We start from the raw sequence: 12,934 nt of genomic DNA, 5'->3' as shown, positions 1-12,934 counted from the left end.
CATTTAAAGAACTAACTGACTGAAATGGTATATTGGTCATTTTTGATTAAAAAAAATGGATGACTTCGTTATCTTCTTTTACCCTAACATTTCCAGTTCCAATCTTCAACAGTCCCAAAGTCATAGGACCTCAGGACAGGGATTAAGGTATACTTATGTATTCTTTAATAGATTCTGAATAGCCAACTCCATCTCTAATGGAGCAACTGTCGTTTCATAACGGCCATGGACGTTCCCACTGCGATCAATCAGGAATTTGGTAAAATTCCATTTGATCCCGTCCCCTTGATACAATTCTGGATGCTTCTCCTTCACAAAAGTGTCCATCCACTGTCCTTCCTTTGTGTCCAGATCATAACCTTGAAACGGCGATTCTTCAATCAGGTAACGGAACAACGGATGCATCGATTGCCCAACGACCTCAACCTTCTCCAAAATCGGAAAGGATATCTGAAACTGACTTCTGCAATACTCGGCTACCTCAGCACTACTACCAGGTTCTTTGTCGTTAAACTGATTACAAGGGAACGCCAGAATCTCCAGCCCCTGATCACCATATTTCTCATACATCTGCTGAAGTTCACTGAATTGACGCGAGTAGCTGCACCGACTTGCTGTATTCACAATAAGCAGAACCTTCCCTTTAAAAGCAGAAAAATCACCGTTATGTCCATCCATAAACGGAACTTGGTAAGAAAATATACTCATCTGTATTCATCCTCCTCTTTCTCTTTTGTATCTCATATGAATTCTCTCTTGAGATGGATTATACACCTCCACCATTAATAGGTAAAATATATAATTGATATAATTATAATAGTTTTTAACTATAGCAGGCCAAATAAAAAACTGCCCTCAGCAGTCAAATACTGCATCTCGGACAGTTATCAAAATCATGATGCGCCATCACACTCAGCACACCGTTAACCCATAATTAAACCATATACAATGCCTGGTCCGTGTACCCCAATGGTTAAATCATTTTCAATATCGGAAGATCGGCTTGGCCCGGAAATAAAGTGAATGCCTGCCGGAAGATTCTCTCTTCCCGCTTCGTCAAATCGATCCAGCGTCTCACCCAGTCTGGTGTACAGTCGGTCCACTGGAATAATGATGATGAGTACCGTAGGCAGTAGACTGACTGAACGACCTTTTTCCGGTGAAGAAAGTACAGTGACCGAGCCTGTGTATGCTGTTGCATAATCCGCCATGACCACACCGATATCTGCCTCAGCTGCCCGAGCCTTCCAGTTCTCATCAGCCTGACTATTCCACACTGAGATCTGTACATCCGGAAGCTGCTCTTCCAATCCGAGATCCTGTAACGCCTGTTCATTCTGCCGAATGATATATTTGGCACTCAGTTCATGAGATTTGTTGGCTATAAATTGAGACACTTCTTCCATGTTCTGAACCCGGGCAATGTGTGCGCCTACACTCACAAAGTTATCCGTAAATGCTTGAATACGCTTCTCTTCATCCCATTCCAGTTCAGTCCAAAAGTCGGGTGCTCCCCGAAAGGGTTGGGTCGGCGCATGGCGTTGCCTTGGTCTCTTCAATTTCGAAGCAATGTCATTCATGAACTGCTCCTGTTTCTCCATGGACTTCTTCTCCAATTGTGCCAGCCATTGCTGATGTTCAGTGACCATGCTTAGTACCCTCCCCTTCCTCTCGTTCACGAATAATTTGCTCCATGCGACTGCGAACAGAAGAATCCATGGCCGGTTGCTCTTGGTTCAGTTCCTGATCCAGCTTGTTCCATTGTTGCCGGAAGGATTTCTTGGCGAGGCTTGGCGCAACCCGATAATTGTTCCAGCCTTTAAGTGGTCCCAATTTGAGAGAAATGCCGTTGTTGCGTACAACTGCCTTCTGCCCGATCTGTCCCAGACGTATGGCCGCACTGAAACGTTTGGAATTGGATACAACAGCGGCAAATCCCTTCATGCCCATGCTTTCCATTTTGTTTCCATGGCCGTCTTCCACTTTACGCCTACGTAAATAAACGAGCATATCATGCAGCGGAATTTTAACTGGACATGCTTCATAACAGGCTCCGCACAGACTCGAAGCACCCGCAATATCGTTCCATTCATCAATGTTGCCATTGAGTGCAGGTGTCAGTACCGCGCCAATCGGACCACTATAGGTGCCACCATAGGCATGACCTCCAATATGACGATATACTGGACAAGCATTCAGACAAGCACCACAGCGAATACAATTCAACAACTCCTGGAATTCAGGATCACCAAGCTGTAGGGATCGACCGTTGTCCACGATAATAATGTGCATTTCATCTGGTCCATCTCCATCCGCTGTACGACGCGGACCTGTGATGCCTGACATGTACATCGTTAGTTTCTGACCTGTTGCGGAGCGTGGTAACAAGGTTGCCATGACCTCCAGATCCGTCCACGACGGGATGATTCGCTCCATGCCCATCAGTGTAATCTGCGTTTTGGGAACAGTGGATACCATACGGGCATTACCTTCATTTTCGAACAAAACCATGGAACCTGTCTCTGCAATCGCAAAATTGCAGCCGGTCATGCCGATATCTGCTTCGAGGAACTTCTCGCGCAGCTTTTTGCGAACAAATCCGGCAAGTACCGTTGTATCCGGCTCCAGAATTTCACCCGCTTCCTTGGATAACAACTCGGCAATCTGGTAGCGGTTCTTATGGATGGCTGGAATGACAATATGAGATGGAGCTTCGCCTGCCAACTGAATGATATATTCACCCAGGTCCGTCTCGATGGCTTCAATGCCCGCCGACTCCAGCACATGATTCAGATGCACTTCCTCCGACACCATCGATTTGGATTTCACCACCGTAGAAGCCTGTTTATGCGCCGCAATATCCAGCGCAATTGCCGCTGCTTCCACCGATGTATCTGCAAAATGAATATGAACCCCGTTCGCACGGGCGTTATTCACAAATTCATTTAGGTAATAATCCAGATATGCAATTGTGTGCAGACGAATCTGACGGCCACGCTCCCGCCATTCATCCCAATTTCCATGTTCTTCTGAGGCAGACTTCTTCCCGTTACGCAATCGTTCTGTCGTGAATTTGACCGCTTTACGCAGAAAATCATCATTCAAGGCCAGTCCGGCACGTTCTTTGACCGTCGTATCCATAACTCCCGGTTGGCTCATCCTGTTCGCACCCCCTCATACAGTAGTTCCGCCAGATGCATCACACGCACCGGTTCATTCCGATAACGCAGATTACCTGCGATATTCATCAGACAGGCCATATCCAGCCCAACCAGTACTTCGGCTTGTGTCTCTTTGACATGATCGACTTTCTCCGTCACCATCGCTCCTGAAATATCGGACATTTTGATGGCAAACGTACCTCCAAACCCACAACAATCCTCAGCAAATGGGAGTGGAACCAATTCCAGTCCTTTCACCTGAGAGAGCAGCGCCATCGGTTCATCCTTTACACCCAGCAAACGGCTACCATGACAGGATGGATGATAGGTTACTTTGTGCGGAAAATGTGCGCCCAGATCGGTTATCCCGAGTACTTGAACGAGGAATTGAGTAAACTCATAAGCTTTGGCTTCCAATCGTTTTGCCTTCTCCAACCATACTGGTTCATCCGCGAACAGTTCGGGATAATGATGAATCATGTACGTACACGATCCCGAAGGACATACCACAAAATCACTGTCGTCAAACGCTTCAAGAATGGTCTTGGCCGCTACCCGAGTCTCATCCCAGTACCCGCTATTGTAGGAAGGCTGACCGCAGCAGGTCTGATTCGGCGGAAAATCCAGCCGAACACCATGAGCCGCGAGCAATCTGACCATAGCCTCCCCCACTCGGGGATAGATGGCATCGCTGAGGCAGGTAATGAATAAGGAGACCTTCATAATTACACGCTCCTATTAACTGATTAGTAGATGAATTGACTAAGAATATTTACACTGGACACTCCGATGACAGAATAACCTTCCGATCGCTGTTATCCCCAGATTTTTTAATTTACTTTTGTAAGGGTAAAATCCGGGGATAAAGGCGCAGTATATGCTTCCGATGCAGCTTTCTTTCAGAAAGCTTTTAGCTTCGCTTCTTCAAGTTATTTCTGTCCTCTCCGTTTCGTGTAAATGTTTAGTTCAATTAATATAAGTAAATTCTAAAATCTTAAACTGTAATGATCCCTATGTCGTATCCGCTCAACCGGTCTGTCTGTTCAGCCTCCAATGGCTGATCGGTAACGATCATATGGACTGCATTTAACCCGGATACCCGGGCGAAAGCACGGACACCAAATTTACTGGCATCTGCAAGTAAGATGACCTGATCGGAAATGCCAACCATCTTCTGCTTCAGCCTTGCCTGGAGTTCATTGGATTCACTGATTCCGCCACCTTCGAGATGTACACCTTTGCACGACATAAACATTTTATCCACGTGATACGTTTCCAGAGAACGCTCCGCCAGCGGCCCAACAAAAGATAACGAGCGCGATGCCAGCTGCCCCCCTGTTGAGATGACCTCAACCTTGTCACGGCTGCTGAGTTCAGTGGCGATTTGAATCGAATTGGTTAAGACCGTCAGCGGGAAATCCGGCATATTCGCTGCCATATAACCTGCCGTTGTGCTGGCATCCAACAGAATGCGATCACCCGGATTAATCATCGCCAGAGCCGCTTGTGCAATCCGCTTTTTCTCTTCCGCATGTGTTGTCTCCCTGATCCGGTAAGGGATCTCCGGTTGATCTTCCTTCACACTCACTGCACCACCGTGAGATCGGCGCAGTCGCCCTGCCTGTTCCAGCCGATCCAGGTCCCGCCGGATGGTTTCCTCCGTCACCCGGCAGCGCTCACTAAGCTCGGATACACGCATACTGCCCTTTACGTTCACCATCTCCACAATTCGGTCATACCGCTCGGCTGCCAGCATGTTACACCTCACTCCCCGCTTGTGAATTGGATGAAGCCGTCACACGCAGAAATCTGCCGTAAGCATCTTCCCAGATTGACTTGTCCTGCGGCTCATACGTAGTTACCGGAAATGAATCTCGAATGGCCTTACGAGCCTCCCAGATCTCTTTAAAAGCTCCGCTCGCCATCCATTGCACAGCCATATTCCCGATGGCACTTCCCTCTGCCGGACCTGCCCATACCGGCTTGCCAATGGAATTTGCAGTCCACTGACATAACAGGCGGTTCTGGATGCCTCCACCGACCATATGCAATCCGTTGAACATCTGACCCGACAATTGCTCCGTCCATTCCAGAACTCTCCTATACTTCAATGCCAGACTCTCCAGAATTGCCCGGGCAATAGCCCCCTGATCCTCTGGTACCACTTGCCCTGTATCACGGCAATACTGACGTATACGCTTCGTCATATCTCCTGCGGGCATGAACAGTTCATCATCCGGGTCAAACAAACTAGCAAATGGAGGTGCCTGTTCGGCCTTTGCCAATAACACATCATAGCTAATTCCCTGCCCCTGGCGGTCCCACTCCCGCATGCTTTCCTGCAAAATCCATAAGCCCATAATGTTCTTCAGCAGACGGAATGTTCCGCCCGCCCCGCCTTCATTCGTGAAGTTCAAGGCCAGACTCTGGCTACTTATCGCAGGATGATCTATCTCCGTACCCATCAGGGACCAGGTTCCACAGCTCAGATAAGCAAATGAACGTTCCGTTGCAGGAACAGCCACAACGGCTGAACCCGTATCATGCTCCGCAACAGCGATCACGGGAATCGGGGACAATCCCAGATCGTTACAGATACTGCTTCGCAATTGTCCAACACGGGTACCTGGCAGCACGGCTTCACCAAACAGTTTCTCCGAAATGCGAATATGCGCCAGCAACTCACTATCCCACTGCCCCGCTGATGGATTGTATAATTGGGTTGTGGTTGCATTGGTAAACTCATTCACCGCTTCCCCGGTCAGGAAATAACGTAGTAAATCCGGAATCATGAGAAAACGCTCTGCTTCATGAAGTAACGGGGAACCGCTGCGTTGAAGTGTCGCCAATTGATACAAGGTATTAAAGCTAAGAAACTGAATCCCTGTACGTTCGAAGATTCGCTGGGAGCTCAGCTCTTGGCGCACCTGATCCATCATGCCGTTAAACTGTGTATCACGGTAATGATATGGGTTACCCAGCAACTCACCATTACTGCCAAGCAGACCAAAATCAACGCCCCACGAATCGATCCCCAGGCTCTCTGGTTTTTCTCCCTGCTGTTTCACAAGTGTAAGCCCTTGCAACAATTCATGATGCAATCGCAGAATATCCCAGTGCATCCGCTCGCCAACCTTCACTGGTTCATTCTTGAACCGATGAATTTCGCTCGTTTCGATCCCTCGATCATTCAGATGTCCCAGTAACGCTCTCCCGCTCCCAGCGCCCAAATCATAAGCCAGCACACTCACCGCGCTTCACCAACCTTTCGAACCCATCCTATTTTCCAAACGGTATCTCTTGATTCAGTCCGTAACCCTGTACTTTATTCTGTATTTATTGTTTGTTTGTTTTTGTTTAATACTGTTTTACTTTATTTTACGAGTATATCACCATTGTAAGCGTTTGAATACCCTTCGGTATTTCTTTCTTTTGGGTATACCAAAAACGACTCTCTCCCACTTGGGAGGAGCCGCATTTCTTTTTTTACGTATAAAATTGACCTTTGCTTACCCCGGACTGGGGCTGTACATCTCTCTCAAAATGCTTGAATCGTGTCCCCTGATACGTCAGCATCCCTCGATCATTTTCCACCATCATGCCATAATGGTTTCCGCCAACAATTAGTTCAGTGCGCTCCCCATTGTCGAATTCAAATGTAACATAATACCGGGTAGTCGCACGGCTATCCCCGCTGCCACCTGAAACTTCCGTTCGTTTGGTCACCACCGTTGAGTGCAGGGTTAACAAGGCTGCCGCGTTATTTGACATCCCTGAGCGTATGCCTGAAATAATAACAAAAACAATAACTCCCGCAATGATGAGAAATATGGCGCCAATGAAAATCGAAGCAAATGCATTCATTGCAGCAAACTCACTAAATCCCGAAAAAAAACCACCCTGATTGCCTTCAAAACCTGGTACTCCATTCATGTCGTCAAACACACCAAAGCCGTCTACGCTTAATCGGCCCATCGATGAGGACTCGCTTGTTAACGCCATTCATCATCGTTCCTTTCCCCTTGCAAAAATAAGATGCACCGCCCCCCACGCAAGGAAGGCGGTGCATGCAGACAACCCGTTCTGCCTTGTCCGTATACTATATGAACCAGATCAGGAATACAGACGTTCAAGTTCGTCGACCAGACTGCCGACATAAGCAACCGCAGAGCGAATCGGCTCAGGTCCGGACATATCCACACCCGCAAGCTTCATTAACTCCTGTGGCGTGAGACTTCCACCAGCTTTGAGTGCATCAAGCCAGCGATCTACCGCAGGCTGTCCTTCTTCACGAATCTGCTGTGCAGCCGCTGTGGAAGCCGTCAAGCCTGCCGCATAGGTATATGGATATAGTCCCATATAATAATGAGGTTGTCTCATCCACGTGAGCTTGGCCCCTTCATCAATTACCAGATCAGGTCCCCAGAATTCGGAAAGGATGTCTCCCTTGAGCTGACTCAACGTCTTTGCCGTAATGGGCTCATCATTGGTTGCGCGTGCGTACACCCTGCGCTGTAACTCACCTTCCAGCAGATGTGTAACGAAGTTATGGTAATATGTGTTCAACAATTGCAAAATGACCCAGCGACGCATTCTCGGATTATCGGAACGCTTCAATAGATGGTCTGCCAGCAGCATTTCATTCATGGTCGACGGTGCCTCAATAAAATAAAGAGATGGCCGTGTATTCGTGAGCCGTTGGTAACGTCCCGCAAGCATGAAGTGGCCTGCATGCCCCACTTCATGGGCAAGCGTAAATGCTCCGCGCATATTGTTTGCCCATGAAATTAAGATATAGGAGTGTGAACCATATATGGAGGAGCAAAATGCCCCTGTGGATTTGCCTGCATTATCTGCGTAATCCACCCAGCGATCACGGAATGCTCGCTCTACGATCTCGCCGTACTCCGGCCCAAGCACATCAAGTGCTTCTCGAATGAGTGTGCACGCCTCATCATATGTAATGGCAGGGCTAAATTCAGGATCAAGCGGCGCCTTCAGATCACAAAACATCAGTTTGTCCAGACCCAGCTCACGTTTCTTAAGAGCCGCCAGTCTGCGCATATGAGGTGCGAGTTCCTGCTGGATAATATCGAGCACATTATTGTACATCTCTTTGCTCACTTGCTGTGGGCTGAGAAGCATATCTGTAACATCGTCGTAACCACGTAGCCTGGATAAAACAACCTGTTTCTTCACTTCGGTTGCATAACCTTCTGCGAACGTATTTTTGTAATCATTTAATGTCGAGCTGAATGCAGCATAAGCAGAACGGCGTAGCTTTGTATCAGATGACATCTCATAATTATTTTCGTAGAATGACCAGGACAGTGGACGAGTATTATCCTCTCCATCAAGAGCATCGTCAAACGTCATGTCTGCCAGTTTACCGCGCAGATAGATACGGTATGGAGAATCCAGTACCTCTCCAAGTGAGGCAAGTACCTTCTCGGTCTCTGGCGTAAGCCGATGTGCTTTTTCTCGAATCAAACGCTCCAAACTGCGTGCATACGGCTCCAATCCCGGAAGTTCTTCAAGGTAACGTTCAACGGTTCCCTCCGGCAAATCAATGATCTCCGAATTGACAAAAGACAAGGACGACGACAGATTTGATAGGATATCTCCTGCTTTAGCTGAATTCTCAATATTCACCGGATTGGTGCTGTCCTCGGACTGCTTCAAGCGGGCATAAGAAGCCGTCTTGCCGATCCGCTCCTGCAAAGCTTCACGCGCATCCAGACAAGCCAGCAATTGTTCAGCGCCTTCGCCCAGACGTCCTTTGAACGTTTCGATCTGGGCAGCAGCCAGTGGAAGTGATCGAAGCTCCTGCTCCCATTCTGCATCGGTTACAAACAAGTCTCTCAAATCCCAAGTCGTTTCCTGATTTACCTCAGCGCGTGTACGTATTTTTTCCATCTTTAGTTGTCATCCTCCTTGCATTTTCCAATATCTCTCATCGTATCATATTCCGCTCATCTATACATGACATGACCTAAAATGAGACTTTTGGTATGGATTTATGGTAGAGCAGACAAATGGATTACTCCTTATTACTCCGCTGGCAGAATAGCCCTTCGATCGCTGTTATCCCCGGATTTTTTGATTCACTTTTTTAAAGGTAAAAATCCCTTGATAAAGGCGAACGCTTCGCTTCTTAAGTCTATTTCTGCCCGCTGCGTTTGGAGTAAACTATTGATCCACTGACCAAAATTTAAAAGTAACTAAAAAAAACGCCAGGTGATGGAAGTATCCATTTACCCGGCGGTTCATTATAGAACATACTTATTTAGCTTTCTTAGAAACTTGTTTAGCTTTCTTTCCAGATTACATTTTCACCGTAATTTTTACCCCAGTTATACATCGCGTGCAGGACGGGCATCAGGCTCTGACCGTGATCGGTCAACGTATATTCCACCCGAGGAGGTACCTCTGCATACACCTTGCGCTCAATAAGTTTGTCTTCCTCAAGCTCACGAAGCTGGTTGGTCAGCATCTTCTGGGTAATATGAGGGATTAGGCGTTTCAGCTCACTGAAACGTTTGGTGCCTTCCAGACCCAAATGCCACAAAATAATCAGTTTCCATTTGCCACCGATCACCGCAAGGGTCAATTCCTTCTCACAGTTGATTTCTTTCAGATTAATCCGTTCCTTGACTTCGGCTGCCATGGCTCCGAGCCCCCTCATCTTCAATCTTATATCGCGTATATTACACATATCACGGGGACACTTCACACGAGGTAAGCTTTCCGCTCCATGCATGATGTAAAAAGTACATTCATTCGATACAGCTATCTATTAATTCTACTACAGCCTGGTCGGGATGCAAAGTTTAACTGAAAATCACGGATAAAACCTATACAGATGAATGACTATGTATCGCAGAAAAGACCAGAACCCTTCATAAACAAAGGATCCCGGTCTTTCATCTATTCACTATTCCAGGTTCGCGTGGCGGCCAAACATATCCGCTCCGGTCATCCCCTTCATTTCCATCATCGTAAGGATGAGAGCATCCATGCCGATTAATAGTCCTTGTTCGAACAACGAGCCCATCGGCTGAATGGTTACTGCCGCTCCGGAAGTTGCTGTGTCCTCTTTGGCTGAAGCCGGAAGGCGCACTATCGTAGTCGCCAATTTCCCAATCGTGGACTCTGGCTTAATTGTAATGAGTCCTACAGGTGCACCTGCTTGACTGGCCTTCTGAGCCATGGCTGCCAGACTGCCTGTCTCTCCTGAGCCAGAGCACAGCAAGAGGAAATCCTTCGAGCTGATCCCAGGTGTTACGGTCTCGCCCACCACATATACACGAAGCCCCATCTGCATCAGTCTCATGGCAAAAGCCTTTCCCATAAGTCCCGACCGTCCTGCTCCTGCTACAAAAATCTGTTCTGCAGCCAGAATATGTTCAGCCATCGCTTGCATCTCTGCATCATCGATCTGACTTAACGTGCGTTCCAGCTCCTTCAAGATGTCAGCTGCGTATTGTGTTTTGGTCATTCGCTTACCCTTGTTTAACGAGACGTTGCATTTCAGCTGCAACTGCCGCTTTGTCTGCTTGTCCTGTGATACCGCCACCTACAATAACCAGATCCGGTTGTGCTTTGATGACTTCTGGCAATGTTTCCAGCTTGATTCCACCAGCGACTGCCGTTTTAGCATTTTTCACAGCTGCTTTGATCGTTTGCAGATCTTCGAACGGGCTTTGTCCTTCAGCTTGCAGGTCATAACCTGTGTGTACACAGATGTAATCTACGCCAAGCGCATCAATTTCACGAGCACGTTGTTCAAGGTTAGGCACGTTGATCATGTCCACAAGAACTTGTTTGTTTTGTTTCTTCGCTTCTGCTACTGCACCTTTGATCGTACTGTCATTGGTTGCCCCAAGCACAGTGATCAGATCCGCACCAGCCTCAGCTGCTTTCATGATTTCATAACCACCAGCATCCATGATTTTAAGGTCTGCAAGAACTTGCAGATTAGGGAATGCTTCTTTCATCGCTTTAACCGCGTGCAAACCTTCATTAATAACGATTGGTGTACCAATCTCAACGATATCAATATATTGTTCAACCTCTTTAACCAGTGCGATACCTTCAGGGATATTTACCAAGTCAAGCGCCAATTGCAATTTCATCATTTATTTCTCCTTTGTTGTTCAAGTATGAGTCGTTCCTGTACAAATAATAATCAGATATTTAGCCTGCACCAATTTGTCTGTTCAGATGCATGCAGTGTTTGTTTTGGCTACTCACTTATTGTAGACTCTGACTATCCATTCAGGAAGTACGCACTTTGAAGTGGGGTAGTTACTTGGGCGATACTATTGACAACTTTTCGTTGTTAGATGAATCCAACATAGAATTAATCCTCTATTCCAATACGTCTGCTTACAGCAGAACAGCAACCTAATCATCCCATTAGATATTCAATATAAAAGACCCCGCCACATGGCAGGGTCTTTATCTTTATCATTTTCAATCCAGCCAGGGCTGGTTTAGAAATTTATCATTTTACAGATATACAGGTTTCACGCATACCGGCTTGGATACACCTGTGCTGTGACCTGTGTATTTCAGACGTCCGCTGTCCTGATCTACCGTGAATGTCACGAGGTTGTTCGTATCACGGTTAGCTGCGATCAGCAATTTGCCGTTAGGTGTCAGAGCAAAATGACGCGGGTGCTCACCTTCAGCAGATACATGTTCAACCAGTGTCAGATGACCTTTGTCTGCATCTACTGCAAATACAACGATGCTGTCATGTCCACGGTTGGAACCATATACATAACGTCCATCATTGGAAACCGTGATTTCTGCTGTTGTATTTTCTTTGCCATCATATCCATCAGGCAGTGTAGATACTGTAGACAATTCAGTCAACGTGCCCGCTGCTGCATCATATTGGAACGAAGTAATGGAAGAATCCACTTCATTGATGACATAAGCGAATTGACCATTCGGGTGGAACGCCAAGTGACGTGGGCCTGCTCCCGGATGTGTTTTGGTTTCACTGTGCAGCACAAGCTCATTTTTGTCTGCATCAATGGAATAGATCGCGATGTTATCTGCGCCCAGATCCTGTACCATCATGTATTTTCCATCCGGGCTGAAGAATGCGGAGTGAACATGTGGCTTGTCCTGACGTTCAGGATGCGCACCTTGTCCTTCATGTTTCTTCTCGTCCAGAAGCGCTCCAACTTCACCGTTATCCGTCAAGGCTTGCAGACCTACCAGGCCGCCGTGGTAGCTGGAGAGAATCAAGTATTTGCCAGAAGGATCACGCTGGATATGACATGGTGGTGCTGAAATGGAGTCATTCCGGTTCAGCAACGTTAATTTTCCTGTAGAAGGATCAATGCTCAGAGCTACCGCTTCAGACATTTTGTTGCCTTCAGCTGACGCTGTTTCACCAATCGCATACAGTTTGTTTCCTTCAGCATCCACGTTGACAAACGTTGGATTTTTCACGCCCGCGATGCCGTCAAGCTTGGACAAGCTGCCTGTATCCTCATTCAATTCATATGCATAAATGCCCTCATTTTCCGCTTCGGCGTAAGAGCCAGCAAGTACGAGCAAGCGTTTTGATTCACTCATTACAGTTTCCTCCTCTATGTGTATGTAATCTTGTTGCACCTCTTCTATAATAAATCTGCCATATCAAAATAGCAATCCGCTGTCGCTGCCCCTCAGGGGAATCCTTAGTTAAACAAGGCGATTACTACACATCATCATACTGAAATCCATTCATATGAGATGCATCTTCTGCTATGATA

At 47.1% G+C, this 12,934-nt stretch carries 12 protein-coding genes; all 12 read right to left on the bottom strand.

Annotated elements, in window-relative coordinates; all coding sequences use genetic code 11:
- Positions 1–153 precede the first annotated feature (153 nt).
- Positions 154–708, bottom strand: a complete 555-nt coding sequence (locus MHB43_RS13295; RefSeq protein ID WP_221825003.1) for a glutathione peroxidase — start codon at positions 706–708, stop codon at positions 154–156.
- Between the two features lie 215 nt (positions 709–923).
- Entirely contained in the window at positions 924–1,649 is a 726-nt protein-coding gene (locus MHB43_RS13290; protein ID WP_221825005.1) for an LUD domain-containing protein, read from the bottom strand.
- Positions 1,639–3,159 carry a LutB/LldF family L-lactate oxidation iron-sulfur protein gene (locus tag MHB43_RS13285; protein WP_221825007.1) on the bottom strand — a complete coding sequence of 507 codons (1,521 nt, stop codon included), beginning with the start codon at positions 3,157–3,159 and terminating at the stop codon, positions 1,639–1,641. Before MHB43_RS13285 ends, MHB43_RS13290 begins: the two co-directional genes overlap by 11 nt.
- Positions 3,156–3,884 carry a (Fe-S)-binding protein gene (locus tag MHB43_RS13280; protein ID WP_221825009.1) on the bottom strand — a complete coding sequence of 243 codons (729 nt, stop codon included), beginning with the start codon at positions 3,882–3,884 and terminating at the stop codon, positions 3,156–3,158. The genes MHB43_RS13285 and MHB43_RS13280 overlap by 4 nt, the downstream gene beginning before the upstream one ends.
- A gap of 271 nt (positions 3,885–4,155) precedes the next feature.
- A complete protein-coding gene (locus MHB43_RS13275) occupies positions 4,156–4,917 on the bottom strand; it encodes a DeoR/GlpR family DNA-binding transcription regulator (RefSeq protein ID WP_221825011.1) in 762 nt (253 codons plus the stop codon).
- Position 4,918: 1 nt separating this feature from the next.
- A complete protein-coding gene (locus MHB43_RS13270) occupies positions 4,919–6,412 on the bottom strand; it encodes a rhamnulokinase family protein (protein WP_405132096.1) in 1,494 nt (497 codons plus the stop codon).
- 235 nt (positions 6,413–6,647) lie between these two features.
- The gene (locus MHB43_RS13265) at positions 6,648–7,163 is read right to left on the bottom strand and encodes a DUF2500 domain-containing protein (RefSeq protein ID WP_256704335.1); all 516 of its coding nucleotides are present in this window, start codon (positions 7,161–7,163) and stop codon (positions 6,648–6,650) included.
- Between the two features lie 111 nt (positions 7,164–7,274).
- Positions 7,275–9,077 (bottom strand): oligoendopeptidase F, encoded by a 1,803-nt coding sequence (gene pepF, locus MHB43_RS13260; protein ID WP_221825014.1) that lies wholly within the window; start codon positions 9,075–9,077, stop codon positions 7,275–7,277.
- A gap of 391 nt (positions 9,078–9,468) precedes the next feature.
- On the bottom strand, positions 9,469–9,828 hold the full coding sequence (locus MHB43_RS13255) for a helix-turn-helix domain-containing protein (RefSeq protein ID WP_062833989.1): 360 nt from the start codon (positions 9,826–9,828) through the stop codon (positions 9,469–9,471).
- A gap of 267 nt (positions 9,829–10,095) precedes the next feature.
- Complete coding sequence (gene hxlB, locus MHB43_RS13250; protein ID WP_221825015.1) at positions 10,096–10,659, bottom strand: 6-phospho-3-hexuloisomerase; 564 nt, start codon at positions 10,657–10,659, stop codon at positions 10,096–10,098.
- 4 nt (positions 10,660–10,663) lie between these two features.
- Positions 10,664–11,296 (bottom strand): 3-hexulose-6-phosphate synthase, encoded by a 633-nt coding sequence (hxlA, locus tag MHB43_RS13245; protein WP_036670570.1) that lies wholly within the window; start codon positions 11,294–11,296, stop codon positions 10,664–10,666.
- A 376-nt stretch (positions 11,297–11,672) separates the two neighbouring features.
- Entirely contained in the window at positions 11,673–12,755 is a 1,083-nt protein-coding gene (locus MHB43_RS13240; protein WP_405132095.1) for a lactonase family protein, read from the bottom strand.
- Positions 12,756–12,934 lie beyond the last annotated feature (179 nt).

The organism is Paenibacillus sp. FSL H8-0317 (genome assembly GCF_045040685.1).
Taxonomy (GTDB): domain Bacteria; phylum Bacillota; class Bacilli; order Paenibacillales; family Paenibacillaceae; genus Paenibacillus.
Note: the sequence above shows the minus strand (reverse complement) of the source record. Positions and strands in the feature narration are given on the sequence as shown.

Bases quoted from the DNA above. Each gene is read 5' to 3' on its own strand.
- MHB43_RS13295 (WP_221825003.1), bottom strand. From the start codon at position 708: ATGAGTATATTTTCTTACCAAGTTCCGTTTATGGATGGACATAACGGT.
- MHB43_RS13290 (WP_221825005.1), bottom strand. From the start codon at position 1,649: ATGGTCACTGAACATCAGCAATGGCTGGCACAATTGGAGAAGAAGTCC.
- MHB43_RS13285 (WP_221825007.1), bottom strand. From the start codon at position 3,159: ATGAGCCAACCGGGAGTTATGGATACGACGGTCAAAGAACGTGCCGGA.
- MHB43_RS13280 (WP_221825009.1), bottom strand. From the start codon at position 3,884: ATGAAGGTCTCCTTATTCATTACCTGCCTCAGCGATGCCATCTATCCC.
- MHB43_RS13275 (WP_221825011.1), bottom strand. From the start codon at position 4,917: ATGCTGGCAGCCGAGCGGTATGACCGAATTGTGGAGATGGTGAACGTA.
- MHB43_RS13265 (WP_256704335.1), bottom strand. From the start codon at position 7,163: ATGGCGTTAACAAGCGAGTCCTCATCGATGGGCCGATTAAGCGTAGAC.
- pepF (WP_221825014.1), bottom strand. From the start codon at position 9,077: ATGGAAAAAATACGTACACGCGCTGAGGTAAATCAGGAAACGACTTGG.
- MHB43_RS13255 (WP_062833989.1), bottom strand. From the start codon at position 9,828: ATGGCAGCCGAAGTCAAGGAACGGATTAATCTGAAAGAAATCAACTGT.
- hxlB (WP_221825015.1), bottom strand. From the start codon at position 10,659: ATGACCAAAACACAATACGCAGCTGACATCTTGAAGGAGCTGGAACGC.
- hxlA (WP_036670570.1), bottom strand. From the start codon at position 11,296: ATGAAATTGCAATTGGCGCTTGACTTGGTAAATATCCCTGAAGGTATC.
- MHB43_RS13240 (WP_405132095.1), bottom strand. From the start codon at position 12,755: ATGAGTGAATCAAAACGCTTGCTCGTACTTGCTGGCTCTTACGCCGAA.